Origin of the sequence: Paenibacillus silagei (assembly GCF_017874735.1) — a bacterium.
Classification (GTDB): domain Bacteria; phylum Bacillota; class Bacilli; order Paenibacillales; family Paenibacillaceae; genus Paenibacillus_AQ; species Paenibacillus_AQ silagei.
In genome coordinates, this window is sequence record NZ_JAGGLV010000004.1 from 221,786 (window position 1) to 246,916 (window position 25,131).

Here is a 25,131-nt window from a genome sequence, read left to right on the forward strand (position 1 = left end):
AACTTAGCTTTTTGATCAAAGGGAGTGCTATTATGTCTCAAATAACATCCGCAGCCCATGATAAGGCAGCGACTAACCGTAACATATTTCTCTTCTTTAGCAGCAAGCTGGTCTCTGTTCTCGGCTCCAGTATGTACACCTTCGTAGCTGGTCTGTTCATTCTGAATGAGACTGGTTCAGGGAGCAGCTTCGCCGTTACACTGCTGTGCGGGCTGCTGCCCGGTATCCTGCTGTCCCCCTTCGCCGGTGTGCTCGCCGACAGAGTTAACCGCCGCAGGCTGCTGATCGGCTCGGACCTGGCCAGTGCCCTGATTATGTCCCTGGCCTTTCTATTCGTCTCGCTGGAGGGAATGTCCCTATGGACTATCTATTTGTCGCTCATTCTATTATCTATCTGCTCTACCTTCTATAGTATTTCAGTCTCCTCCTCGATGATGATGCTTGTAGACAGCGGCTCCGTCCAGCGGGCCGGATCACTGAATCAGATTGCCGGATCGGCTGGCCACCTGCTGGCTCCGATTCTCGCCGGTCTTCTGTATGCCTTCCTTCCCCTTCAGGATTTCATGCTGCTGAACGCGGCAGGCTTCATCGTTTCGACCGTGATGGGCTGCATGCTGAGATACAAGCCGATTCCACGGCTTCATGCTGCCCTTGAACCTGCCGAAGCCGCTGGCCCCCAGCCGCTCCGCGAACGTCTGGGCACTGCTGTTAACGGGGTACGCACGAATCTGAAGGAAGGCTTCGCTTATGTGATCCGCCGTCCGGTCCTCCGCTCCCTGATGGGGATTGTGTTCTGGATTAATTTCTTCGTCGTCGCCCTGAATGTTGTGCTGCCCTACGTTGCAGTACAGACACTCGGACTCTCCTCGAAGCAATATGGAGTCCTCGAAGCGATGCTGGCGGCAGGCGTACTGCTGATGTCGCTGCTGCTTGCTATACTTCCCCAGAGCAAGAGTCCGGTGAAGCCGATCCTCGGAGGCTTAAGCGCGCTGGGAGTGTTATTCCTCGCACTGGCGGTTCCGCTGCTGCTGCATTTCACCCCGAAGGCCACCTTCCTTCTCTTCCTGCCGCTGCTGGTCCTTATCGGCGTCATGATTATGGTCATTAATATTCCGATTCAGGTCTATCTGCAGCAGACCACCGGGGAAGAGTATCGTGGACGCGTATTCGGGCTGGTGGAGGGCATCGCCGGTTCCATCGCTCCGCTCGGAATGCTGCTCTATGGAGTCCTCCTCGACCGGATTCCCGGCTCGTTCATTCTGCTCGTCTCCGGTGCAGCTATTCTGGCGGTTACGCTGGCCGGACAGAGAGGCCTTGTCCGCAGCAGTGCCGCTGATCAACAGGCCGCTCAGGGGAAGACAGAGCAGGCGGGGGCCTGAATGTCTGAATTGACCATAGCTGGCAAGCTGTCCAATTGATACGCTTAACGCAGCAGAATCTAATCAAGGAGGCGGAACGTTATATGTACGCGCACCACAGGCAGACGCTGGAGAAGCTGGCGGAGAAGCTGGAGCAAGACCCTGCTTGTCTGGCGGCAATCACCAGCGGATCTGTAGCCAAGGGAACCGCCAGCGAGACCTCGGATGTGGATGTTCATCTGGTCTTCACAGATGAAGCCTATGCGGAATATGAGCAGAACGGCAGGCTCTCCTACGTGGACCGGGAAGTCAGCACCTATGAAGGCGGATATGCCGATATCAAGGTGATCAACCGCCGGTTTCTGGAGCTTGCCGCCCAGCGCGGCAATGAGCCGACGAGGTATGCTTTTACCGGTGCAGAGGTACTATTCTCCAGAATTCCGGAGCTGTATGAGCTGGTGGCCCGGATTCCCGTCTATCCCGAGGAGAACCGCGAGCGTAATTTGCGGGAATTCTGTGCCCAGATCTACCTGTACGGGCTGTATTTCGCCAAGGAAGCGGGCCAAAAAAATGACGCCTACCTGCTCGCTCATACGGCGGTCCAACTGGTGTTTTTCAGCGGACGGATGATTCTGGCGTATAACCGGCTGCTTTTTCCAAGCCCTAAAGGGCTGCTGGATGCTGTCGATGCTGCGGAAGCCCAGCCGAAGAATTTCCGTACACTGGCAACAGAGCTGCTGCAATCGCCCAGTGCACATAAGAGTGTGCGCTTCGCCGCGAAGATGCTGACTTTCTATAATCATGGCTTGTCCTTCGAGCAGGCACTCGGGATCTATGTGCTGAACAACGAGCGTGCCTGGATGGAGCAGCCTCCTTCCTTACAGGATCGCTAGTGTAGACAGACATTCATATTTGGGCATACTTACTGGAATCTCCAGCGGACTAGTGAAACAGCAAACAGCGGCCCCCACAAAGGGAGTCGCTGTTTGCTGTTGCTGGAATTAGCTGCTGTCAATGGTCTCACTCTGCTAGCACAATCGCTATAGTGGAAGCACCTCAGAGACCCGGCGCCGCTGCGCCTCAGCCATGATCCGGGCTTGCAGCTGCACCCGTTCCCAGGTAGCACTCAGGCCCTCGGCCTGCTGCCCGCTCATGATCGCTGCAAAAGCCTCCAGCTGGCCCACATAATAGTTCAGCGGTTCGAATTCGCATAGGGTGGTACGGTTGTCCGGCAGATCATGCCGGATTTTGAGCTTATAGAACCCCTTGATCGGCCGGAAGAAATCGGGGACCGTCAGCACGGTATGGTCGAAATACAGGGTATGCGAGGCCCGGAAGGGCAGCTCAAAGGAAGTGAGACACTCGGCCCTCAGCCCGTTCTTGTATTGCAACGCCGCCTGAAAGGTCCAATCGCAGCCATCCGGCCCGTCAAAGGCCGACTGTGCCAGGATCTCCTCCGGCTCAAGACCGGCAAGGGTCTGCACGAATTGCAGCCAATAGCAGCCCAGATCGGCAAAAGCGCCTCCGCCCTTAGCCTTAACACTCCGGTAATTTCCGGCATGCCTGTTCTTGGCAGGAACGGAGATTCGGGTGCTGATCCTGCGCAGCGCGCCGAATTCGCCCGAATCGACGATGCCCTTCAGCGACTGCTGCCAGGGGTGACAGGCAATCATCAGCCCCTCGGTGAGCTTCGGGGCTGCAGGGTTCTCCTTCGCCAGCCTTAACTGTTCCGCTTCTTCAGGATGGAGACAGATCGGCTTTTCCACCAAGACATGCTTGCCCGCATTCAAGGCCCGGATCGCCCACTGCGCATGAAGCTCATTGCTGAGCGCAATATATACTCCATCCAGATCGTCCAGCTCCAGCAACTCGTCCAGACTAGCCGCCACATAGGGAATTTGGTACGCCTCAGCCATGGCCTCCGCTTTCGCCAAGGTACGGTTGGCAATCGCCGTGATCTTCACCTTGTCCACTATCCGTGCCGGCTCCAGCATCGCTGGAACCGCAATACTCGAGGCGCCCAGAATGCCGAGCTTATAGCTTGGCTCCTCTACCACACTGCTCATATCTGAGCCAGCGCAGCATAGGTGTTGAGGTACAGCACATTACATTTGGAGCAGGCCGGGGACAGGCCTTCGTCCAGAATCCGCCGCAGCCGGTCGTAGCGCGCTGAATTCCATATTTCGGTGAGCGAGTATTCATTCACATTGCCAATCGCCAGCTCGCCAAAAAATTTACAGGCACTCACCATCCCGTTCGGGGCAATATCCACCCGGGTACTGAGCGCCAGACATTTCGACGTACTGCGGGATTTCATCGGCTTGCCGGCCACGAAATCCTCAATCTCATCAAAATCGAGACCCGGCTGGTAGCGGATTCGGGTATTGTGCCAGGTATTGCTGTTAATCCGCCGCAGATCTTCGGTCAGCCTGGTGATATTCTCCGGCTTGATATGGTATTTGAACGCATGCCAGCTGCTCCGTTGATCCGGCGGAAGCTCGGCCAGCCACTGGAAGTGTTCATCGTAGAAGCGGTCCATCGCAAAACTGGTGTCTTCCGAGATATACCATGGGAAGCAGAGCAGGACCAGATCCACACCCTTTTGTTCAAAAAACTCCACTAGCTCATATAATCTCCCGATCATATTGTCGTTGATCACATTATGCACCGAGATCCGGCCGCGGAAGCGGCCCTGCTCGCGCAGCTCCAGCAAACGGTCAACGGCGTCGATGACCTTCTGGAACGAATTCTTGCCGCGCAGGAAATCATGCTCCTCCTGGAACCCCTCGATCGGGATCAGCAGCTCCAGATTGTCCGAGATTGCACACAGTTCCTCCTCGAACTTAGGGATCATATAGGCATTGGTACAGATCGTAGTATCGCGGGGATGCTCCTTAAGAAGGTCCAGAATCTCCTTGGCCTGCCGGTGAAACAGCGGCTCCCCTCCCCATAAATACAGGCGGGACTGCGCTTCGTCCGTCTCCTCCAGCAGCCTCTGGATCATTCCCAGATCCATATCCAGGTTCTGCTCTGCGGTATCCATATCATGATGGTAGCCGGATTCATTCCATTGATAGCAATGCTTGCAGCGCAGATTGCAGCGGTTGGTCAGCTTGAGGGACATAATCTCCGGCATCACTGTCTTGAAGCCGGGATCATGCTTGCGTTCCCTGTGCGGGACCACCACATTCTTGATCGTACGTTTCAATGCCTCGAAGGACTGCTCGTCCAGGCTCACTCTGCTGGTTGGCTGCATCAGCTTCTCCCTCCTGCTGTGGATAATTGTTCGGCATAGCTTGCCGCATAGTCCGGGTATTGACCTCTAGCGGCTCTGAGATTATTCGCCAGCTTGCGAAGTACATCATCATCATATCCTGACTCTGCCCACTCCCCGTAAGTAATACCGTAACCAAGCCCGACCCACAGATCACTGTTGATCTTCTCGTGCGGGCCGAAGGGGTCGAGCAGCACCAGCGGTGTACCCGAAGCCAGCGAATCTATCAAAGCGCCGCCGCCCGGCTTGCTGATAACAGCGGACGCCTGCCGGATGACTCCGTACATCCCCTCCCCGTAGCTCTGGCAGGGCGGGAAACGCTCTGTCCGGTTACCGGTTACCTCTGCAAACGGCGGGAAGGTATACTGCCCGCTGTCATCCTTCGTCCAGGTCCGCCACTGCGGATCATTCATATAATAACGTCTGCCGCGGACAGGCCCGCCGATCTCCTCAATGCTGTAAGCGGCAATATCCAGCTCGTACCCCGCCGACTCCAGCGCGTCAAATTTCTCGCGGAAGGTGCCGATTCCCCAGCCGCCCCCATGAACGACCAGCCGCCCGTTCCTCGCCGCAGCAGGCAGTGCTTCCCCAGATCCGGCATCGATGCTGCACATAATCTCCTGCTTCCCGGGATCATACATACTTACTTCATGGTAGCCTTCTGCGTAAGCCGGATTCAGCTTGCGCAGATTCTTCCACGATGGCGACAGGTCAGCGTCAATATACAGCAGGTCAGCATACACGCTTACCCCCGCCAGCTCACGGTACTGGTCCATAACATGCACCCAATGCCCGGACAAGACGATGAAGTGCTGCCGTTCCTCCTGCTTCCATTGCTGCAGCAAATGCTCAACGGCTGCGGGATCAAGGCTGCTTCTTATATCGGACGGTATTTTCTGAGAAGTCAGGGCTACGGCGAAGCTCTGCTGGTACGCCCTGCGGCTGTTGTCTGTCTGCTCCTTTTTGCGCTCAGGCATTAAGGTCTCGAACACCTCAATCTCCGCCTGAAGGCCCAGCCCGGTTAACTTGCGTTCCAGCAGCAGACCAGGAACATAGAAACCAAGGCCAAAGCCCGAGCATAGAATCGTCACGGTGTTATTCATTGGAGGGTTCCTTTCTTTATCGCAGGATAGTATAGCCTGTGCGCATGAGAGATTCGTCCAGCGTATGGATGAGTCCACGCTTGCTGTCTTCACTCCGGTAAGTCAGGGCCGCATACAGTTTGCCCTTTGTGGAACCGGCAGCACGGGAGGGGTCCAGCGGCTGGAGCGCGCTAGAGGTCAAGGGCATCACACCTTCACCTGCCCCCAGCGAGAATAAAATCCCCGTCTCCTCCATCCGCTCCAGCAGCTCCTCATAATGAACCTTGCCCATAGCCGCCAGCGGTACCTGAATCAGGCATGTGTGCATACCTTCCTGCTTGAACCGGCGGTCTACATGATGCTTGATCAGACTCATCGACTTGCGGGCATTGATCTCTACCAGAGGCGCCAGGCTTCCGTCACGCAGCAGCATGGAATCAACACACACCTCACCGTAATATCCGTCAGCGTGCAGCTCCCGGCCTATGCTGTGCATGGTCTCCCAGTAGCCTTCCTTGTCCAGCTTATCCAGCAGAGACGGCTGCGGGGAGCGGGATTCTCCGAAGGCGAAGCCCTTGTTCACCAGCTGCTGGGCAGACAAAAGGGTGACCCGGCCTTCCGGATCAATCTGAAACTGGCAGGAGAAGTCTGTCTCCCGGTCCAGCAGAGGCTCAAGGACAAACCGGATTCTTTTGCCCTGATTGCGGCTCGATTCCAGATGCCCGGCCATCCGGCGCAGCATACGCTCTGAATCCACCAGCTGATTCCCTTTACCGGATACCCCATACTCGTCCTTGATCAGAAAAGCCCCCTTCTCCAGCAGTGCTTGTCCCGATTGCAGCAGCTCCTCCAGACTGTCGACCACTACCGCAATATTCGGCAGCCCAAGCCGGTCCCGCATCGCTGTAGAATAGCTCTTGGTATTCACCGCCCGTACAATCTCTTCATCAGGCAACGTAGGCAAAAGCTTGTACCGGCTAACCGCCTCCTGTGTCCCGGGAAGCACGGCGAAGGGCTCCAGCAGCGCTCCTTCCGGTATTAAGCGGTCCGGTTCCTGCCCGGCGTCCATCCGGCCCAGCAATTCAAATATATTCAGCGCCGCCTGTGCGGGAACAGACTCCACTGTCTCCAGGCGGAGCGTATCCATATTGGTGCTGAAAGCATAACCGAGCGCTTGCAGATAGTCATATTGTGCCCGGTTCATCCCCTGGCGGGTTAAGAGCACATCGCCGCTCCCGCAAAAGACAAACAGCATTTCATCCATCGCCTGCACGATAGCCAGCGCCTTCGCATCGGGAATGGCCGGCAAGGAGGCCAGATCCTCCTCCCGCCAGTACCGCTCCGACTCCAGGCTGCCGCAGTGCACAGCATTCCTCATCATACGGCAAGCCCGGCGACATAAGCGGAGAACCGGTCCACTGATTTCAGATGCTCCAGATCAAAGGTGTCGAAATCTACCTCTATATTGAATTCATCCTCGACTCTCAGAATAAAATTAATGATCTGCAGGGAGTCAAGTGCGGCGTCCAGGGTCAGGTCAGAAGCTCCGCTGAGCGTCTGAAGCAAACCTGGTTCCTCCTTGATTTCGGCAATAATCTCAATGACTTTTTGCTGCATGTGTCTACCCCTTTCAGGTTGCGGAATTGGAATGAATAGCATGAATATACCAAATTTTAAGTTGTTAATATATGGTTGAATACGCCAAAATATTGAGATATACTAGGGTGGATTCCAGATCCAACATAAGGAAGCAGGAAACGGAGGTTTGTTTATGGAAGCTTTTCCGGTATTTACGGGGGATTATTTATTCGACTCCTCTTCCCCCGTACAAATGCTCCTGACTCAAAATACGGTCACTTCCGTACGTCATCAGCACGATTTCGTAGAGCTGGCCTACGTGGTTCAAGGGACAGGCATTCATCTGGCAGGTGAGGATAAAATGCAGGTGGTGCAGGGGGATGTTCTAGTGATTCCGCCGGGGATATCCCATGTCTTTCATCCGCAGGATCTGAGCGGTACCGAGCCGCTGCTGATCCTGAATTGTATGCTCAGGCCCGGGCTTGACAGTGTGCTCAGAGAGCTGCCGGGTCCCTTGTCCGAAGAGGCCCGCTTGCCGCTGCTTAAGCTTCTGGAGGTGCGGCAATGGTTCGGATACAGGGAGAAGAATAAGGAAATCCTCTTCCTGCTCGGGCGGCTGCAGGGGATGCTGAACTCTGGCCCGCTTATGGATGAGCAGCGGCTATACCCGCCGCTGCTGGAGCTGGCCAAGCTGATTATGCCCGCAGCAGACACTCCCTTCACCGAACGCCCGGGACCGCAGTATGACCCGCTGCATGATGTCCTCCTATATATGATCAGTAACTATAGTGAGCGGATCACGCTGAATGAGATGAGCCGCCAGCTTGCGGTGAGCTCCCGCCAGTTCCAGCGGCTGCTTAAGAATAAGACCGGCAGGTCCTACATCCAGATCTTCCAGGAGATCCGGATGAAATACAGCTGTATCCTGCTCCTGTTCACGAAGCTTGGCGTCCAGTCCGTGGCCCTTGAGGTCGGCATTTACGACATGAAATACTTCTACCGGCTCTTCCGCGAATTCAGCGGTATGACTCCCGCTTCTTATCGCGACCGGCTGCACAGCCACTTCTGCTCGGCGAAGGAGATGATGAGCAGTGTTGAACATTGCTCCTGTTAAAAGTACCCACTACCCTAAGCTGCGCAGCTGTATTGATGATTGCATCCAGTCTGTAGCACAGTGGCAGGGACTGGACAGCAAAGGCATGTACGGCGATGCCTGGCAGATGTTCCTGGATGAGCCGCAAGCCCCGGACCAGCCTTTGATTGAACGGATACGGCTGCCCCGGATCAATACCGGCTATCTGTCCGCGTATCATGGCCTTACCTTCAGTTATATAGAACGGACTGAACTGGCAATGGATAGAAGCTACATGCTTGACCTGCTGGAGAATCAGTTGTCCTCAGGCATGCCGGTTCTGGTTGGCTTCGATTCCTATGACTGTCCCTGGTGTGTAGCCTACCGCAGGCTGCATACGAGCCATGCCTGTCTTGCCGTGGGCCTGGACAGGGAGAAGAGTCTGATCTATCTAACGGATGCTTACTATGGCAAGGATCTTGAAGTGATAGATTTCAGCATCCTTGAAGGGGCCTGTCATTTCTATGCCTTATTCGGGCGGTGCGAAGTCTCCCGTTCCTGCTCAGATTGGCAGACGATCCTTCAAGAGGTGCTTACCAGCCCTGCCCAACAGATTCGGCCGGATCAAGTGGGCGTCCAGCTCAGGGCGTATGCCCAGGCCTATCTGGAAATAGGGATACAGCCTGATAACTCACCCGAAGCCAGTTCGGCCTTCAAAATCTATGCCAACGCCTTGCCGATCAGCCGAATCCGGTTCAGCCAATTCCTGCAGCTGCTGGAGCGCGAAGGCCCGGCGCCTGCTCTCTCCCGGGCGGCTGAAGGCTACCGTCAGGCAGGCGAGCAGTGGGATCTGATCAATCAGTTCATGATTAAGGGGATGTGCTCGGGCAACAAGCCCGCCGCGCGGGTGAAGCTTCACAGGAATATGTGTGAGATCATCCGCCTGGAAGAACAGCTTCTGGAGGAACTGGTAGATTTGGCTATGACTACGCAGCCTAGCAGATAGCTCCTCTACCATACAAAACAAATAGAGCAGCGGCCCCCAACCGGGAACCGCTGCTCTGCTCTTGTTAACCTAACTATACTGCTACTTGCGCACCGAGAGGACGAACCGCTCCAGCGCGCTTATATCCGTAATGCTCTGATTGCAGCCCTGATTATCGAAACATACGTACTGGCCCACGGAAGCAAAATTATCTGCCGCCGCCAGCTCCGGCTTGGTCTTGACGGTCAGGAAGGCAAGCTCCTGCTGCCGGTTGCAGAACAGGCAGTAGCCCTTCTTATGCATCGGCAGCATCCGGCCTTCCACACCAATGAACTGCCCTTCATGCGGATAGACGATGAACAGCTTGTTCGTGGCGATGTCCGCCCAGGCCAGATACGTGACATAACGGAAATCAAAGGACTGCAGGTCAGGCAGCTTCATCTTTTTATTCTTGGGAAACAGCTTCTGAATCTGCTTCAGCGTAATCGGCGGAAACGGCTCCAGATAAGGCTCAAGCCCGCTGGTATACTGCTGGAAGTCCTCGGCCTTCTCGAAGGTGGAGATTGCCCGCAGCATCTGCTCCTGCTCGGCGGTCAGTGAAGCGAAGGCTCCCGTCACGTTGAGCTCGGCGCTGTATCTTACGGTCTCCAGGACACGGCGGTCCGCTACCGAACGCAGTGTTTTCAGCACAAAATCCGCTTGTTTCTTAATATAATTATATTGATGGTTTCTAATAAATGTTGGTTTCACAGCTCTTCAGCCCCTTATTATGATTGATTACAGCAATAAGGTGCAGAGCCTGCGATTAGAAACGATAATATCTGTTTGGGCGATCAAGATTGTCCTGCCGCACCCCACGCAAAGTATCGCCCCGGATCAGGCTCTGCATGAGGACTCCCTAGCTAATGAGCAATTCGTTGCCATCCGTGTAACCCCCTATCAACTAACCTGCCAAAATTATAGCAGGAAATTACGGTCGGAACAATTCCAATTGTTATAGGTGTGCACAGCAGATGCCCTGGGATGACGGCGGATGGTGGAGCCGGTTTTTACTGTTTATTTTATAGCAGAAGGGTATTAAAAGATTCGGCATCCAGCTCCAGCTTGTAATGCGTGCCGTCATTCGAGAGGGTAACCGTCCGCGATTCCTTGAACGGATTGGCAATGACGAGGACCCGCCTGCCCTCCGGCGTCTCGAAGGCGACTGCATTTCCGGTCCATTTGCCCTTGAGGCCGATTCGGCTGGAGCCGGGCCCCACGAAATGGGCGAAATGCTTCATGACATAAAACTCGGGATTATACACGGCCTTAACGCCGCCCGGATCTACAGTAATCATGGAGTTCTGTTCCCATCCCCACGTACTACGCCCCTTAGGCAGCAACACCATATTCCAGTAGATATACGCGTTCACGCCGTTAGTGAAATAATGCTGATACAGATTAAATACATATTTGGCATAAAACCAGGTGTTCTCCCCGTCCCCGCATTCGTTCTCCGTCTGCATATAACGCAGTTCAGGATAAGCCTGTACCGTACGCTGGATGCCGTATTTGCCTGCCCACTGGTAGCCGACTCCCTTCACATACTTGTAAGCTTCAGGATCACTTAATACTGTATGGGCATAGGCATCGAAGCTGCTGTCCTTCTTCTTCATCCACTCGTCCCAAGGCTCCGGCGCGTTGATCGTGCCCAGCCAGATCTCCGTAGCAAGTCCATGCTGTTCAAAAGCCGGCCCCAGATAATCCCGGATGAATTCCAGCAGTTGCCCGCCGGTCCATACGCAGGAAGGGAATTTCTGATCGGCCACCACTTCGTTCTGTACATGTACCTGATGAATGGTAATTCCCTCTTCGGCATAAGCCTGGACGAACTTCACGAAGTATAGCGCATAAGCCTCCAGAATATCCTTCTCCCAGCGCAAGGTGCCGTAATTGTAGGCGCGCGGGAATTTCATCCACGTGGGCGGGCTCCAGGGGGAGGCGAATAATTTCAGCTCCGGGTTCAGCTTGAGAGCCTCGCGGATATAGGGGATCAGATACTTGCGGTCCCGCTCGATGGAGAAATGCTCCATGGCATAATCGCCGTCGGTCTCATTCAGGCTGTACCATTCCAGGGCATAGTCGCTGGCCCCGATCGGCAGGCGGCAAATGCTGAACCGGTGATCCCCTTCCGGGTGAAACAGCGAATGCAGCACAGCGCTTCTGTCCTCGTCTGTGAGGAGATTGAGCGCCTCGAACCCCAGCTCATTGAAGCATCCGCCGAACCCTTCGATATTCTGATGCAATTGTCCGGTGAACGCCAGATCCACTGCTTCGGCAGTGGTGGCTTCCAGGGGATGGGATACCCAAGGCTCATTTTCTGTACTCGATATCCATACTTGTCCTGTCACGTCCACGCTTATGCCTCCAATGCTGTAGATGTTTATTATATAAAACACACTTAAGGTTTGGACTGGGAGCTTGGTCGTCACTACGGTGAACATTTGGCCCTCCGGCCGCTGTTGTGTTTGGATTTCCTGATTAGAACCGCTGTTAGCGGTAGAAATTCAAACACAAAGGCGGACGCTATCGCTCCTACAGTTCCAAATTTCCCCTCCGTTCCTTTTCGCTCTTCATTAAGTTCTCCAGTGTTATGTTTATTTAATAATCATAACGCCCCAAGCACCAAGCGTAAGTTCCTCATCCTGTGCCACCGGATTGCCGGACAGCAGTTCCGTTCCGGCTTCGTACGGATATTTGAAGCTGAGCGGCTGGGCTGAGTAGTTGTAGTAGTAACGGATAGTATGGCCCTGGCGGTTCACGCCGGACTTCACGATGAGCGGGAACATCAGCTGCTGGTCCGCTCCCCATAACCCGGCTAACTGGAGCGTATCGCGCAGGATCTCCGCAAGTGCGGCAGGTCCGGTCATACAACCGATGTAGGTGGCTGTTCCTTCGCCGAAGGTATTTCGGGTGACGGCAGCATATTCGCCCCACTGGGGATGATCGTAGCTGGCCAGCACCTCCGCTGAACCGGGAACAATCATCTCCATCCAGGTGCGGACGGTGTGAACGCCTGCTGCGGCTCCCTCAGGGAACAGCTTGCCGGTAAGTCCCGTAACCTCATTCGGCGTGGCAAAATGACTGTAAGCAATCCCGCAGGCCTCATGTATGATCCCTGGCTGTGCCGTATGACGAACCTTCACCTGTTCATCGGTGAATCCGCTCTTGAAGGAATAGACTACATGGCCGCCGCTGTGAACGTAGTCATTCAATTGCTGAAGCGCCTCATCCGAGACAGCGTATAACGCAGGAACCACAACCAGCTCATACTCGCTGAGGCGAGGGCTGCCCGGCTGGATGAAATCGCAGGCGATGTTCATTTTATAGAGCTCATCGTACATCCAGCGGACCACATCATTATAGATCAATCCTCCCGGCAGCTTGAACCATTCGATCGCTGACAGCGCTTCATTGCTGACCATAACGGCCACCTTACTGGTCTTCTTCAGTCCGATCAACTGGTCGCTTAACCGCTTGAAGTCCGCGCCGATAGTCATAGCTTCCTTATACACCGGGTTAGGCAGGAAGTCATGGCTGAGCAGCCCCTTCCAGTAGGTCTCGAAGGAGTTATGAATCGAATGCCAATGCCAGTAAGCGACCATCGAAGCCCCTGAGCCCAGATGGCTGAATGCCAGCTGCCGCAGCTGTCCCGGATATGGCGTCCACTCCGGGAACGCTTGCGCCTGCGTCTCCAGCACGAAGTAATTATCCTGCTTCAGCGAGCGGATCAGATCTCCCCCGAAGGCAATCTCTGCACCTGTGAGCTGGTCCTGGGACGGGTGATAAATATCTGTACCGGCAATGTCAAAAGGCTGCGAAGCCGCAAAGTGGTCTACCGAAGGCTGAACACCGAAGGAATAGCCCCGCCACTCGAAATCGAAGTTATGCGTGGTGAACTGCCCCGGCTGCTTATACTCATTCACAATTCCGACCTGCCACGCCAGGAACTCATTCACCAGCCCCCGCTGAAACCGGGCGAATTCCGCCCCCAGGCTGCCGTTAATCGTCCCCACCATGGACGGGAAGTCCTCCCAGCTGTCGATCCGGTTGCTCCAGTAATCCAGACCAAACTGGTGGTTGATGGCTTCGAGCGTCCCGTAGGTCTCCCTCATGTATTTGACGAATCTAAGCTGGACGTTCGGTCCGGCTGTCTCATAATGCTTGGTCTCATTATCGATCTGGTAGCCGATCACCGCCGGATGCTTATGTACCACAGCCATCAGCTTGCGGATGATCCGCTCCGAGTAGAACAGATACGCCGGACTGGTGATATCCATAATCTGTCTGGCACCATATTTGCCTTCCCCGTTCACGGTGACCGCCAGCACCTCCGGGTGCTCCTTGACCATCCAGGCCGGAACCGCATAGGTAGGTGTTCCTACAATGACATGAATTCCGGCCTCATGCATCGCATCCAGCACTCTACGTACAGAGGAGAAGTCGAATACCCCATTCTGCGGCTCATGTGTGCTCCAGGTCGATTCGGCAATCCGGACGGTATTAATGCCCGCATCCTTCATCATTTGGATGTCCTGCGCAAGACGGACATAAGGCATGTATTCATCATAATAAGCAACGCCATATAACAAGTGATCCATTATAGTCCTCCTGAAAGTTTTGATAGCATATACATCCTGAATTCTCTTCGCAAAACTGGCTTCAGAAGCATACGCTTAGAGTTTTGATAGCATACGCTTAGAGTTTGGTCCGCTTTAAGATCAGCCTTTTACCGCGCCCGCTGTCACGCCCTTGGTAATCTGTTCGTTGAAGATGGCGTAGATGACAATGGCAGGGATCGAGGTCAGCACCATGACCGCAAATTGTGAGCCGTAGTCTGAGGAATACTGGCCGGCGAAGTTCATAACCGAGAACGGCAGCGTCTTCAGCGCATCCTTACTCAGGAAGGTTGATGCCATAATGAATTCATTCCAGCAGTTCAGGAATGTTGTGACGATGACCGTAACCAGTGCAGGCGCGGTAAGCGGTGCAATGATCTGGAAGACAATCCGGTAAATATTCGCGCCGTCTACCACAGCGGACTCTTCCATTGCTCTAGGAATGCTGCGCATGAAGCCGGTCAGGATGAAGGTTCCCAGCGGTACAGACACTGCGGTGTATGGCAGGATCAGCCCGAGATAGGAATTCGTCAAGCCCAGCGCCTTGAAGATGGCAAAGTTAGGCAACAGGGTCGCATGAATCGGAATCATAATCCCCAGCAGGATAATGGTGAAGAAGACTGAGCGCAGCTTCCACTGCATCCGGGTAAAGGCATAGCCGAGCGTAAGGGACAGAATCACCGTTAACAGGATGGTCACTGAGGTCACGAAGGCGCTGTTAATGAAGTAGCGCAGGAATTTGCCGTCCACCCAGGCATTGATATAATTCTGCCACTGGGGATCGCTCGGCCATTTCAGGACGCTGGAGGAGTAGAATTCATTGCTGCTGAGGAATGAGAAATCTACCAGCCAGATGAGCGGGAATAGCTGAACCAGGGCGACGATCAGGAAGAACACCCATAGTATGGTTTTTGTGCTTTTTGTCATGGTGATTCCTCCTTAGAATTCCGTCGCATCACTGCGGGTCAGTTTGTTGCTGAGATAGGTGGCAAGCAGGCAGACAATAATGAACAGAATCGAGATGGCGTTGGCATAACCATATTGGCTGGCCGAGAACGCCTTGTTATAGAGATACACGGCCAGGAATTGGGTGGAATCGCCGGGACCGCCGTTAGTGGTCAGGAACACGGTCTCCATCTGTTTCAAGGCGGTAATCATAGCCAAAGTAATCTGCACCGTAATAACCGGTGACAGCAGCGGAACGGTAATCCGCCAGTGCAATCGGAAGCCGGAGGCTCCGTCCAGTGAAGCGGCTTCATACATATCATCGGGAATGCCTTTGAGTCCTGCATAATAGAACAGCAATCCCCAGCCGAAGCCGGCCCAGATCAGGATGAATAACATGGAGACGAGCGCAGTGCTGCCGTCCCCCAGCCAAGCATGCTTAAGGAAGCCGAGTCCCAGGGAATCCAGCATTTTGTTGAAGGCGCCGAAGGTCGGGTCAAGCAGGGATAACCACATTTTGGAGATAACGACTACAGAAATGACACATGGGATGAAGAAAATCGTTCTGAACCACTTCTCTGCCTTACCGCCCAGGCGGTCCAGCATAATGGCAAAAAAGATGGCAATCGGATGTTGGATCAGGATAAAGCCCAAACCGAGCAGTACGGCATTTCTAAGTGCCAGCCAGAACCTGGAATCGTGAAACAGCAGCTCTGTATAGTTGGCGAATCCGATGAATGCCGAGGGTGTTCCCGGAGACAAAGTGTCTCTGAACGAGTAATATGCGCTGAGCACAATTGGCACAAGAAAGGTCAGGGCGAACAGGAGAATCCCCGGAAAGACGAACAGAAAGATTGCCATTTTGTTGTTAAATACTTTTTGCATGGAACTCCAACTCCATCCTTAAGATTAGAGAGGGGCAAGAATGCTTCCCGCCCCGTCTCCTTTCATTCTCTATAGTGGTGATCTGTTATTGTGTTTCCGCAGCCTTTTGAAGATCGGCCAGCAACTGTTCAGGTGTTGACCCGCCAGCGAAGAACTTGCCGAAGGCATTCTGTGCATCATCCTTGAACTTAGGTGTACCGGAGTCAAGGGCGATAGAACCCGCTGTGCTGGTAGCCCCGGTCAGAACTTCAGTCAGTTGCTTCTGCAGCTCGCTCTCTTTGCCGGTAAGCTCATATTTCTGTGCCGGTACAGCCGCTCCGGTATCCCATACAATCTTGGCCCATTGATCGGCAGACATCATATAATCGAAGAACTTCTTGGCTTCTTCAGGATGCTTCGAGCTGCTCACCAGTGAATATCCTCCGCCGTTCCAGGCCAAAAGATCGGTGTCCTTGCCTTTGCCGCCTTCGACAACCGGGAATTTCAGTACATTCACATTGTTGCGGAAGTCTTCCGGCAGCTTGTCATTCGTTGCCATCCCTGCTTCCCAGGAGCCCATATACCACATAGCAGCCCGGCCTTGCGTGAACAGGTTCTGGGAAGCGCCGTAGTCCGCTGTCATGAACGATTCCTGAAACAGCTTGGTGTCTCTGGCCTGGGCCAGCAGCTCAGCAGCTTTGGTGAAATTCTCATCGCCAGTGAAATTCTTCTTCTTCGCTACCGCATCCAGCATCAGGTTCTGATCGCCGGTGAGGCGTACGACAAGATCCTGGAAGAAGGCCGCAAAGCTCCACAGGTCCTTACCGTTCATCGACATCGGCTCAATGCCTTTGGCGCGGAACTGCTTGCCCGCTTCCAGCAGCTCGGCATAGGTGGTAGGAATCTTGATGCCGTTGTCATCGAACAGCTTTTTGTTATAATAGATCACTTCATAGTCACTGTTGCGGGGCAAGCCGTAGAGCTTGTCGTTAAAGGTGAATGATTTGTAGACGCCCGGCAGGAATTTGTAGGTGTCCCCTTCGTATTCTGCAGGGTTCAGCTCTTTCACATAGCCGGCTTGTACCAGCGTATTCAGCTCTGCTCCGCCGTGAACCATGGTCACATCCAGCGCTTCGTTGGAGGCCATGTACGCCTTCAGCTTGTTTTTGAACGGCTCCTCGGCGAGGGTCTCGATATCGATCTTGACATTGGGGTTCGCTTTGATATAGTTGTCGATTACCATTTGCTCTGCCAGCCCCTGGCCGGATTTACGGTCAGGAAGGTTCGAGAACAGCCGCAGCGTTACTTCCTTGTCCGCAGAGCCGGTTGTACCGCCGTTCGTGCTGCTGCCTGCATTATTGTTCTTGTCATTGCCGCCTCCGCATGCGCTAAGCACCGAGACTGCCGCAAGGGCCGTAACCAGCAGTATATTACGTGTGGATTTTGAATTCATAACCATGTCATTTCCCCCTAATTGTTATTGATCGTGGGTTGCTTTCTTTGTTTCTGAACACATCGTACCAGAGCACTAGAGTCAGGGTCAGTAGAGAAAAAGAGAGTAATGTTGAAAATTGTCGACTTCGCTTGTCAGCTCCCTTGTGTATATTCGGCATTACGCATAAGATAAAAATCAAAAAGGTTAGTGATCCTGTGCTGCGCTACTACTTGAATATGAACCTGCGATACAAGATAACGATTCTGATCTTCCTGCTGATCACCGGGGTGGCCTGCACACTGGGCGCATACTCCTATAAGATCTCCAAGCAGCAGATTATCAATAAGGTGAGCAATTCCAACCAGAGTGTGCTCAAGCAGATCGACAGTAATCTCGCCCGTATGCAAAAGACGTTAGCCGACTGGGTCACGGTATTCAGCCTCGCTCCAGTCGTTCAGGACACTCTGAGGAGCAATACCCCGGATTCGGCGAAGATCGAGAACCAGCTCTATAACGGACCCACCGCGTCGATCATGAACCAGATGCTGGTGACCGGAAGCTTCGACTATCTGGCTCTGTACGGCAGCTTGTCCGAGCCGCTGTTTCAGGTTGCCACCGATGACAGCAGCGGTGCGTATAGTTTGAGCAAAATTACCTCAAATGATACTTATAAACAGACCGTCGCCTTAAACGGTGCCTCCTACTGGTTCCCGCTGACAGAAGAGAACAATGTATTCATTCAGAGTAACCGTAATGACAAGCTCGGCATGACCCGGATTATCCGCGATATTGTGAACGGGAACCGGATCGGCTTTGTGTTCGTCGGCATTAATCTGGAGACCATCCGCAGAACCTATCTGACGAATCTGTATGACAAGGATCACGGCATCCTCATTCTGAGTGAACGGGGCACGCAGCTGCTGTCGGCAGGCAAAGAGACCTATAGTCCCGAAGCTATAGACTTTGTGATGAAGCAGGCCAAGGCCGGCATTCTCTCCGGCAACACCATCGTCAGCCTGGAGGGCAAGGATACGCTGCTGAATTACAACATCAACGAGGATGGCTGGATCACCCTGTACAGTGTTCCGCTCCGTTCGTTGACCCAGGAGCTTAATTCCATCAAATCAGCAGTGCTCGTGATGGTATTAGCCAGCCTGGTGCTTAGTATTCCTCTGCTGATGTTCTTCTCCTCCTTCCTGACAGCGCCGATCAAGACGCTGCTGCTGTCGATGCGGCGCTTCCAGAACGGGCAGTTCGAGGAGAAGGTGGAGATCAAATATTGGGATGAGATCGGCCAGCTGAGCCGGGGCTACAATAATATGGTCGGCAACATCAAGGCGCTCGTGGACGATGCCTATCTGCTGAAGCTGAAGGAGCAGGAAGCGGAGCTGAAGGCGCTGCAATCGCAGATCAACCCCCATTTTCTGTACAATATGCTCGACACGATCTTCTGGGAGGCGGAGGCGGCAGGGCAGGACAAGATCAGCGAGATGGTAATCAACCTCTCCCGGCTGTTCCGGTTAAGTCTGAACCAGGGCAAGAGCTTCACCAGCGTAGCCAAGGAAAAAGAGCTGATTGAGCTGTATCTGTCGCTCCAGAAGATGCGGTTCCAGGAATCGCTCGAGTATGTGATCGACATTCCTGAGGAGCTCTACGCCTATGTCATCCTGAAACTCAGCCTGCAGCCGTTCATTGAGAACGCGCTGATCCACGGCATTGAACGCAAGCGCGGCGGCGGACGGGTAAGCATCAGCGGACAACGCCGCGGAGAGAAGCTGATCTTCGTGATTGAGGATAACGGGAGCGGCATGAGCGAGGAGACGCTGCAAAAGATTCTCAGCATGCCTGATGAGACGGATGTCTACACGGCCCGGGATGTCGGTGGCTATGCGGTGCAGAATGTCCAGGCACGGCTGAAGCATTTTTATAAAGGTGACTATGCCTTGAACTATTCCAGTGTCCCCGGAGAAGGCACGCGGGTGGAGATCGTAGTTCCGGTGATTGTAACTGACATGTAAGAATAGACGAAGCCAGAGCGAATAAATAATACGAATACAGATTGGAGGGGATGTCCCTTGTATAATATGATTATTGTGGATGATGAGGAGCGGGCGCGGGTAGGCATAAAGACCCTGATTGACTGGCATTCGCACGGCATCCATATTGCAGGCGAAGCCAGAGACGGTCTTGAGGCACTTGAACTCCTGGATAGCTATGCCGTCGATATCATGCTAACAGATATCCGGATGCCGCAAATGGACGGCCTGGAGTTAATCAAGGTTGTCTCCGAGAAATACCCCAGCGTCAAATCGGTCATTATGAGCGGATACGATGATTTCGCCTATGCCCAGCAAGCCATAAGATCCGGGGTCAGCAACTATCTGCTGAAGCCGAGCCGCCGGCAGGAGATTCTGAGCACGGTTCTGGCCATCACGGAGCAGATTCAATCGGAGAAGCTGGAGATTACCACGCTTGAGCATCTGCGGCAAGGGTTCCGGGAGAGTCTGCCCCTGCTGAAGGAGAAGACGTTAAGCCAGCTCATCCTCACTGAGAGTCCCGCGTATTCCCGGCTGCTGGCTAATCTGAAGATGAACCAGCTGGTTTTCCCCTATTTGCTGTACGGCATCATTCTGCTGCGGATTGACAATTTCCAGCTGCTGCATGAGAAGTATATGCATGAGGATACGGAGCTGCTGAAGTACGGGCTGAAGAATATCTGCGAGGAGTCGCTGCCGGAGGCTGTGCTCTGCGTTGCCTTCGAGCATCAGGACGATATTGTGCTAATTCTCAATATGGACGAGCTGCCGGATCAGGAGGAATTAAGCGGTTATATCCGGATTATTCAGGAGAATATCGCCAGCTTCCTGAAGTTCACCGTGTCCGCCGGGATCGGAAGTATTGACAAGAATATTGAGCATCTGCGCCACTCCTTCGTGGAGGCTTGCCAGGCCCTGAATACAACCAACTACACCGGCATCGCAAAAATCGTGGAGTACAGCGGCGAATTCGATGCCGAGTCCTCTCAATCCTCCTATCCCCTGCATGAGGAGCAGGAGGTGCTGAAGGCGGTACGCGGCGGCTCTTCCGGGGATATTGCCGATAAGCTGACGCTGTTCAATGTTGCCCTGCAGCCCGAGACGGTGTCCAGGGACCAGGTGATCAAGTCGAGCTTCGCGCTGTTCTTCGCGCTCTATAAATTATGCATCGAGAACAATGTCAACGTGAACAAGGTGTTCGGGCAGAATCTGACCGAGCTGATCCATGTCCTGTCCCGCTCCAGTCTGGATAATCTGTTTCAGTCTCTGCTGGAGACGGCCCAGCGGGTCAGTGAGCATCTGACGTCCAAGAAGAACAGCAACAAGCTGCTCGAAGCGGCCAAGAGCTATATCGGCGAGCACTTCATGAAGGATATTAACCGCGAGATCGTCGCCAGGGAGATCTATATCACCCCCGGTTATTTAAGCCTGCTGTTCAAGCAGCAGCTTAAGATCAGCTTCATCGATTATCTGCATAAGGTCCGCATCGAGCATGCCTGCCAGCTATTCAAAGATCCCGGAATGCGGATCGAGGATATCGCGCTGCAGTCCGGGTATAATGATACGAAATATTTCTATCAGGTGTTCAAAAAGTATAAAGGACTCACGCCCAATCAGTTCCGCAGTAATACGGAATAAATGGATATTGTTCATACTGCCCGCCCTGCTCCCTGCACCGGATGCTTCATATGCGTGCAGGAGCTTGTGGCGGTTTTTTTGTGTTGAGGTTTGTTTGGGATTGGGCTTTATTAAGGTCATAGTCACAATTCCTCTCCCTCATCCGTTGTACTCATTGAAAGGGGGGAGACGATTGGAGAGTAAAACCATACACACCATTATAGACAAGGTGCTTGACGGTGCCATCGATGAGTTCGAGCACCTGCTGCTTCATTATCAGAAGCCGATTATTCTCTACTGCTATCATATGCTTGGCACCTATCCTGAAGCTGAGGACAGCGCGCAGGAGATATTCCTCAAGGCATACCGTTCCTTGTCGTCCTACGATTCCAAGGTGCCTTTTCCAGCCTGGCTGTACAAGATTGCTTACCACCAGTGCATTGATGTGCTCCGCAGGCGGAAGCTGAACAGGGTGCTGAGCCTCTTCTATGAAGATGAGAAGCAATACCGGCCGGTGGATCAGCAGATTGAAGCGATATACCCGGATGAGAAGGTCCAGCGCACGATGGCGATGCTGACAGCGGAGGAGCGGAATCTGCTGATTCTGCGCAGTGTGGAGGAGATGAGCTATCAGGATATCAGTCTGATTCTTCACCAGAGCAGTACACGGCTGCGCAAAAAATATGAACGGAGCACCAAAAAATTCCGCAAATACTACGCCGATGCAAAAGGGGATGATCATTATGCTGTCTTACGAAGAAAAGGAATTGAAAGAAATCCTTCTTAAGACAAAGGTTGGCGAGGCCGATTTGAACAGCCGTGTCATGCGGCAGCTGTATACAGAAAGGGATCGAAAGGAGAGATTCTTTATGAAATACAAAATAGGTATCCTGGTGATGACAGGATTGCTGCTCACCGCATCCTCAGGATTCGCCGCTGTTCACTATCAAAGTCTAAATAATAAGAACGGAGAGACCACGCTTCAGGTGAAGCCGGCCGCCTCCTTCCCGGCGGTGAAGGACGAGGACATCCGGCGGCTTGACTACACCAGACAGCTGGGAGAGCAATTACTGGCCGAAGGCACGGCGGCTATCTTCTATGTCCTCCATAATAATTCTGGCGGCGTGACAGATACCCGGACGAAGCCTGTCCTGTATAGCGATCTTCCGGTGTTGCAGGCCAAGCTGTCGGGGCAAAAGGTAACATTAGTGCCGGAGATCGGAGACGGCTACACCTTCGATAAAGCCTCAGTCTATTTCCAGCCGGTGAATCTGCTCCATCCTATAGCAGCAGAGGAAGTAGCAGCAACGGCGGAGAAGCTGCGCCAGCAGGCCGAGCAATCAGGCAAGGATTATGCCATGCTCCCGGTGGAGCTGTCCGACCAGATGCAGAGCCTTACAGCCAGCTACCGTAAAGGCGATCAGAAAGTTAGTGTACACATCAGCAGAACCAGCGGCCCGATGACGCAGTATGTGGATGAACAAGTGGAATTCACCGCAGAGAAGCTGAGCGTTTCCGGTACGGAGATGCTCTACACCCGTTATGCAGGCGGCAACAGCCTGGCATGGTCAGCAGAGATTCCGGGCGGCCAGGAGCTTATCCATTACGAGATCAACGACACGAGCGGTCAGTTCTTCACGAAGGAAGAGATGGTCAGGCTGGCTGAGAGACTATTGAGATAAAGGCCATTCGTCTACTTGTGGGGGATATGTGGCGGATTCAGGGGCATTAGTGCTCTTCATTTCTGCACAGCGCCGACTTTTGGCGGATTCAGGGGCATTAGTGCTCTTCATTTCGCTCAGCCGCCGACTTTTGGCGGATTCAGGGGCATTAGTGCTCTTCATTTCGCTCAGCCGCCTATTTTTGGCGGATTCAGGGGCATTAGTACTCTTCATTCCGCCCAGCCGCCTACTTTTGGCGGATTCAGGGGCATTAGTGCTCTTCATTTCTCCCCTTTGGGCACATTCGGCCGGCGCATCTTCGTGGTCAGCATATTGTGTTCGGTTTTCCGCATACATTCGGCCGCTGGCCTTCGTGACAGCCATTGTGTTCGGTTTTCCACATACATTTGGCCGGGTTGCCTCACGCTACCGCATTGTGTTCGGTTTTCCGCATACATTTGGTCCATGAGCCTTCGTGACAGCCATTGTGTTCGGTTTTCCGCATACATTCGGTCCATGAGCATAGAAGGCCAGCAGCCTTTCCAACCGGAGAGACTGCTGGCCTTCTTGCATGATGACGCTAAGAAGCCGATGCTGAACTATTAACCAGACTACTGTGCTATTTACCAGAATGCTGTGCTATTGCACCGGAATGCTAATCTCTGTTCCGCCAGAGGTGTGCACTGTAATACGATCTCCGGCGAATTTGACCTTAAGCAAGACTTCAGGGGTCTGCTCCAGAACCAGGCCGGGGGTGCCTCCCCCATCCACTGGCGGGTTCGCCGAAGGATCGCCATATACCGCAGAAGCCAGCCAATGAATTCCAGGCTCAAGCGAAGCTGTCAAGGTAGGCAGCACTGTCCGGGGACGAAGCAGGTTCGTATTCGCATTGGGCCAGATCAGCTCGGCATTCGAGTAGCCTGTCAGCCCCTTGATGCCACTCGTTCCCCATGCTGTAGCTGCCGCTGCGCCCATTCCGCTGAGCTGCTGAGCAGGCTCCGCCTCCTGACCCAGCGCGAATCCGCCCTCGGCGGCATCCAGCGCCCGCCCTGTCTCCAGCCGGTGAATGCGGATATGCCAGGGCAGGCCCGCGATCACCCACGTGCGCACCTCAACATCAGCCCAAGGCTTCCAGACCGACCGCAGGACGTTGTCCGTAATCTCTGATTCCAGATTCCTCCGCCGAACGCGGTACAGATTGTCTCCGCCTTCGCTGAGCGCAAGCATAGAATCATAGGCGCCCTGTGACAATCCCCATTCCGAACGGGGAACGCTGAACCCGAAGCCTGTGGAATAGACGAATTTCTCGTATTTGGCTGAGGTATGGGTATGCTCATTGGTAGATAGATGCCCGCTGTTGAAGGCGGCCACATGACCGGAAGCCGGCTCGCGCACCAGGACGAGATGCGGCGGATGCTGCACACTCACCGCCGGAAGCTCCGGCAGCGGCAGCTCTGGTTCGCTCCAGAACGGATGCTCTTCGCCAAGAGCGAGCGGCAGGAAGGTCTTCAGCGCCCAGTAGGGCGAACCGGGAGCATTATAATTCTCTGCCATGACCAGATTCGGATACGTGTATCCGATGGTCAGCACACCCCCAGCATCGAAGATGGGCTGGCGGAACCACCAGCGCAGGTTGCGCAGGACGATGCCTTTGACCACACCGGCAGAGAAGCCCTCCACCTCTGCATAAGCCAGGGCGCTCCAGAATGCAGACTGGGCGAACCGGTAGGCCAGACTGCGGCCGTAGGGAAGCGCAGCGCCATCCGGGGCGAACCAGCCTATAAATTCAGCGGCGAACAGCCGGGCGCGTTCTTTGAACAGACGGGAACGCTCCGGGTCTTCCCGTTCCATCAGCTTCGCATACAGCAGCGAATAGTAATGGATGGCGAAGGGCCCGTAATAATCACAGTGTCCGTTAACACCATCACTATACCAGCCTTCTCCCAGATAGAACGCATCCATCCGTGCCAGATTTCTCTCCAGCTGCACTGCATCATAGGGCCGTCCTACTGTACGGAAGCCGACATTCACTAACACATTGAAGAACAGCCAGTTACAGTCATAGCAGGGACGGGAATTGATCTGGTTCAACCAATTGTAGAGATGCTCCTGCTCCTGCGGAGCAAGCAGGGACCAGATGTGCTCCGGGATTGCTGCAAGCGCAAAGCCGAAGGCAGCCATCTCCACCAGCCGCTGGTCAAAGTCCCGTACATCGCCCCAATAATCCTCATGGGACGGATCGGTGCCGTGCCGAATGCCATCCAGCACAGTGGGCCATAGCTCATTGTTCCCGCCTCCGGCAAGCAGCGGAATCAGTCCCCAGAGTACCCGGGAGAAGCCCTCCATTCCGGCGGTGGCTGACGGATAACTTGCTCCGGTAATCCCAATCTCAAGTCTGGCGCAGCCTCTGCTATAGAGCGGCCGAAGCGGCTCTGTGAGCTGGTCAAGGGCAGCCAGCAGGTCGTCCCGGGTCTTCAGCGGATTGCTCTGAATCGCCAGATTGCCCGTCCCCGAATCGCCTGTTCCCGGATTTCCAACCAGCGGAGTCCTCTTATTATTCGTCATT

General features: G+C 54.0%; 20 protein-coding genes. 8 read left to right on the forward strand and 12 right to left on the reverse strand.

The window, feature by feature from the left end; translation table 11 throughout:
* The first annotated feature begins 32 nt into the window (after nucleotides 1-32).
* Together J2Z70_RS08330 and J2Z70_RS08335 are read left to right on the forward strand one after the other, a co-directional pair.
* Nucleotides 33-1,379, forward strand: a complete 1,347-nt coding sequence (locus J2Z70_RS08330; RefSeq protein WP_209871432.1) for an MFS transporter — start codon at nucleotides 33-35, stop codon at nucleotides 1,377-1,379.
* Between the two features lie 83 nt (nucleotides 1,380-1,462).
* Nucleotides 1,463-2,251 carry a nucleotidyltransferase domain-containing protein gene (locus J2Z70_RS08335; protein ID WP_209871434.1) on the forward strand — a complete coding sequence of 263 codons (789 nt, stop codon included), beginning with the start codon at nucleotides 1,463-1,465 and terminating at the stop codon, nucleotides 2,249-2,251.
* Between the two features lie 147 nt (nucleotides 2,252-2,398).
* Here the strand turns inward: J2Z70_RS08335 and J2Z70_RS08340 are convergent, their stop codons facing one another.
* The 5 genes from J2Z70_RS08340 to J2Z70_RS08360 are packed head-to-tail and all read right to left on the reverse strand — an operon-like array spanning nucleotide 2,399 to nucleotide 7,331.
* Complete coding sequence (locus J2Z70_RS08340; protein ID WP_209871439.1) at nucleotides 2,399-3,424, reverse strand: Gfo/Idh/MocA family protein; 1,026 nt, start codon at nucleotides 3,422-3,424, stop codon at nucleotides 2,399-2,401.
* On the reverse strand, nucleotides 3,421-4,614 hold the full coding sequence (locus tag J2Z70_RS08345; protein ID WP_209871442.1) for a radical SAM/SPASM domain-containing protein: 1,194 nt from the start codon (nucleotides 4,612-4,614) through the stop codon (nucleotides 3,421-3,423). Before J2Z70_RS08345 ends, J2Z70_RS08340 begins: the two co-directional genes overlap by 4 nt.
* A complete protein-coding gene (locus J2Z70_RS08350) occupies nucleotides 4,614-5,735 on the reverse strand; it encodes a glycosyltransferase family protein (protein ID WP_209871445.1) in 1,122 nt (373 codons plus the stop codon). Before J2Z70_RS08350 ends, J2Z70_RS08345 begins: the two co-directional genes overlap by 1 nt.
* Before the next feature lie 16 nt (nucleotides 5,736-5,751).
* Entirely contained in the window at nucleotides 5,752-7,095 is a 1,344-nt protein-coding gene (locus tag J2Z70_RS08355) for an ATP-grasp domain-containing protein (protein ID WP_209871448.1), read from the reverse strand.
* Entirely contained in the window at nucleotides 7,092-7,331 is a 240-nt protein-coding gene (locus J2Z70_RS08360) for an acyl carrier protein (RefSeq protein ID WP_036731643.1), read from the reverse strand. Before J2Z70_RS08360 ends, J2Z70_RS08355 begins: the two co-directional genes overlap by 4 nt.
* Before the next feature lie 154 nt (nucleotides 7,332-7,485).
* Between J2Z70_RS08360 and J2Z70_RS08365 the strand changes: the two genes are divergently transcribed.
* Both J2Z70_RS08365 and J2Z70_RS08370 read left to right on the forward strand, forming a co-directional pair.
* Nucleotides 7,486-8,406, forward strand: a complete 921-nt coding sequence (locus J2Z70_RS08365; protein ID WP_209871453.1) for an AraC family transcriptional regulator — start codon at nucleotides 7,486-7,488, stop codon at nucleotides 8,404-8,406.
* A complete protein-coding gene (locus J2Z70_RS08370) occupies nucleotides 8,384-9,370 on the forward strand; it encodes a hypothetical protein (RefSeq protein WP_209871455.1) in 987 nt (328 codons plus the stop codon). Before J2Z70_RS08365 ends, J2Z70_RS08370 begins: the two co-directional genes overlap by 23 nt.
* Nucleotides 9,371-9,451: 81 nt before the next feature.
* Here J2Z70_RS08370 and J2Z70_RS08375 read toward each other — a convergent pair whose 3' ends face one another.
* From J2Z70_RS08375 to J2Z70_RS08400, 6 genes are all read right to left on the reverse strand, one after another.
* Complete coding sequence (locus J2Z70_RS08375; RefSeq protein WP_209871458.1) at nucleotides 9,452-10,099, reverse strand: FusB/FusC family EF-G-binding protein; 648 nt, start codon at nucleotides 10,097-10,099, stop codon at nucleotides 9,452-9,454.
* A gap of 311 nt (nucleotides 10,100-10,410) precedes the next feature.
* Nucleotides 10,411-11,682, reverse strand: a complete 1,272-nt coding sequence (locus J2Z70_RS08380; RefSeq protein WP_245368104.1) for a glycoside hydrolase family 30 protein — start codon at nucleotides 11,680-11,682, stop codon at nucleotides 10,411-10,413.
* Nucleotides 11,683-11,985: 303 nt separating this feature from the next.
* On the reverse strand, nucleotides 11,986-13,989 hold the full coding sequence (locus J2Z70_RS08385) for a beta-galactosidase (RefSeq protein WP_209871464.1): 2,004 nt from the start codon (nucleotides 13,987-13,989) through the stop codon (nucleotides 11,986-11,988).
* Between the two features lie 120 nt (nucleotides 13,990-14,109).
* The gene (locus J2Z70_RS08390; RefSeq protein WP_036731633.1) at nucleotides 14,110-14,934 is read right to left on the reverse strand and encodes a carbohydrate ABC transporter permease; all 825 of its coding nucleotides are present in this window, start codon (nucleotides 14,932-14,934) and stop codon (nucleotides 14,110-14,112) included.
* Between the two features lie 12 nt (nucleotides 14,935-14,946).
* Nucleotides 14,947-15,837: a carbohydrate ABC transporter permease gene (locus J2Z70_RS08395; RefSeq protein WP_209871466.1), complete on the reverse strand. Its 891-nt coding sequence runs from the start codon at nucleotides 15,835-15,837 to the stop codon at nucleotides 14,947-14,949.
* 85 nt (nucleotides 15,838-15,922) lie between these two features.
* On the reverse strand, nucleotides 15,923-17,275 hold the full coding sequence (locus J2Z70_RS08400) for an ABC transporter substrate-binding protein (RefSeq protein ID WP_209871469.1): 1,353 nt from the start codon (nucleotides 17,273-17,275) through the stop codon (nucleotides 15,923-15,925).
* Nucleotides 17,276-17,487: 212 nt separating this feature from the next.
* Here J2Z70_RS08400 and J2Z70_RS08405 point away from each other — a divergent pair, with 212 nt between their 5' ends.
* From J2Z70_RS08405 to J2Z70_RS08420, 4 genes are all read left to right on the forward strand, one after another.
* Nucleotides 17,488-19,269: a sensor histidine kinase gene (locus J2Z70_RS08405; protein ID WP_209871472.1), complete on the forward strand. Its 1,782-nt coding sequence runs from the start codon at nucleotides 17,488-17,490 to the stop codon at nucleotides 19,267-19,269.
* Nucleotides 19,270-19,335: 66 nt separating this feature from the next.
* Nucleotides 19,336-20,925: a response regulator gene (locus J2Z70_RS08410; RefSeq protein WP_245368105.1), complete on the forward strand. Its 1,590-nt coding sequence runs from the start codon at nucleotides 19,336-19,338 to the stop codon at nucleotides 20,923-20,925.
* A gap of 172 nt (nucleotides 20,926-21,097) precedes the next feature.
* Entirely contained in the window at nucleotides 21,098-21,691 is a 594-nt protein-coding gene (locus J2Z70_RS08415) for an RNA polymerase sigma factor (RefSeq protein ID WP_245368074.1), read from the forward strand.
* A gap of 82 nt (nucleotides 21,692-21,773) precedes the next feature.
* Nucleotides 21,774-22,586 (forward strand): hypothetical protein, encoded by an 813-nt coding sequence (locus tag J2Z70_RS08420; RefSeq protein ID WP_209871482.1) that lies wholly within the window; start codon nucleotides 21,774-21,776, stop codon nucleotides 22,584-22,586.
* Between the two features lie 618 nt (nucleotides 22,587-23,204).
* Here J2Z70_RS08420 and J2Z70_RS08425 read toward each other — a convergent pair.
* On the reverse strand, nucleotides 23,205-25,130 hold the full coding sequence (locus J2Z70_RS08425; protein WP_209871485.1) for a DUF2264 domain-containing protein: 1,926 nt from the start codon (nucleotides 25,128-25,130) through the stop codon (nucleotides 23,205-23,207).
* Between the last annotated feature and the right edge of the window lies 1 nt (nucleotide 25,131).

What these genes read in the sequence shown, in the direction of transcription:
- J2Z70_RS08330 (WP_209871432.1), top strand. Translation starts at nt 33, where the DNA reads ATGTCTCAAATAACATCCGCAGCCCATGATAAGGCAGCGACTAACCGT.
- J2Z70_RS08335 (WP_209871434.1), top strand. Translation starts at nt 1,463, where the DNA reads ATGTACGCGCACCACAGGCAGACGCTGGAGAAGCTGGCGGAGAAGCTG.
- J2Z70_RS08340 (WP_209871439.1), bottom strand. Translation starts at nt 3,424, where the DNA reads ATGAGCAGTGTGGTAGAGGAGCCAAGCTATAAGCTCGGCATTCTGGGC.
- J2Z70_RS08345 (WP_209871442.1), bottom strand. Translation starts at nt 4,614, where the DNA reads ATGCAGCCAACCAGCAGAGTGAGCCTGGACGAGCAGTCCTTCGAGGCA.
- J2Z70_RS08350 (WP_209871445.1), bottom strand. Translation starts at nt 5,735, where the DNA reads ATGAATAACACCGTGACGATTCTATGCTCGGGCTTTGGCCTTGGTTTC.
- J2Z70_RS08355 (WP_209871448.1), bottom strand. Translation starts at nt 7,095, where the DNA reads ATGATGAGGAATGCTGTGCACTGCGGCAGCCTGGAGTCGGAGCGGTAC.
- J2Z70_RS08360 (WP_036731643.1), bottom strand. Translation starts at nt 7,331, where the DNA reads ATGCAGCAAAAAGTCATTGAGATTATTGCCGAAATCAAGGAGGAACCA.
- J2Z70_RS08365 (WP_209871453.1), top strand. Translation starts at nt 7,486, where the DNA reads ATGGAAGCTTTTCCGGTATTTACGGGGGATTATTTATTCGACTCCTCT.
- J2Z70_RS08385 (WP_209871464.1), bottom strand. Translation starts at nt 13,989, where the DNA reads ATGGATCACTTGTTATATGGCGTTGCTTATTATGATGAATACATGCCT.
- J2Z70_RS08390 (WP_036731633.1), bottom strand. Translation starts at nt 14,934, where the DNA reads ATGACAAAAAGCACAAAAACCATACTATGGGTGTTCTTCCTGATCGTC.
- J2Z70_RS08395 (WP_209871466.1), bottom strand. Translation starts at nt 15,837, where the DNA reads ATGCAAAAAGTATTTAACAACAAAATGGCAATCTTTCTGTTCGTCTTT.
- J2Z70_RS08400 (WP_209871469.1), bottom strand. Translation starts at nt 17,275, where the DNA reads ATGGTTATGAATTCAAAATCCACACGTAATATACTGCTGGTTACGGCC.
- J2Z70_RS08405 (WP_209871472.1), top strand. Translation starts at nt 17,488, where the DNA reads ATGAACCTGCGATACAAGATAACGATTCTGATCTTCCTGCTGATCACC.
- J2Z70_RS08410 (WP_245368105.1), top strand. Translation starts at nt 19,336, where the DNA reads ATGATTATTGTGGATGATGAGGAGCGGGCGCGGGTAGGCATAAAGACC.
- J2Z70_RS08420 (WP_209871482.1), top strand. Translation starts at nt 21,774, where the DNA reads ATGAAATACAAAATAGGTATCCTGGTGATGACAGGATTGCTGCTCACC.
- J2Z70_RS08425 (WP_209871485.1), bottom strand. Translation starts at nt 25,130, where the DNA reads ATGACGAATAATAAGAGGACTCCGCTGGTTGGAAATCCGGGAACAGGC.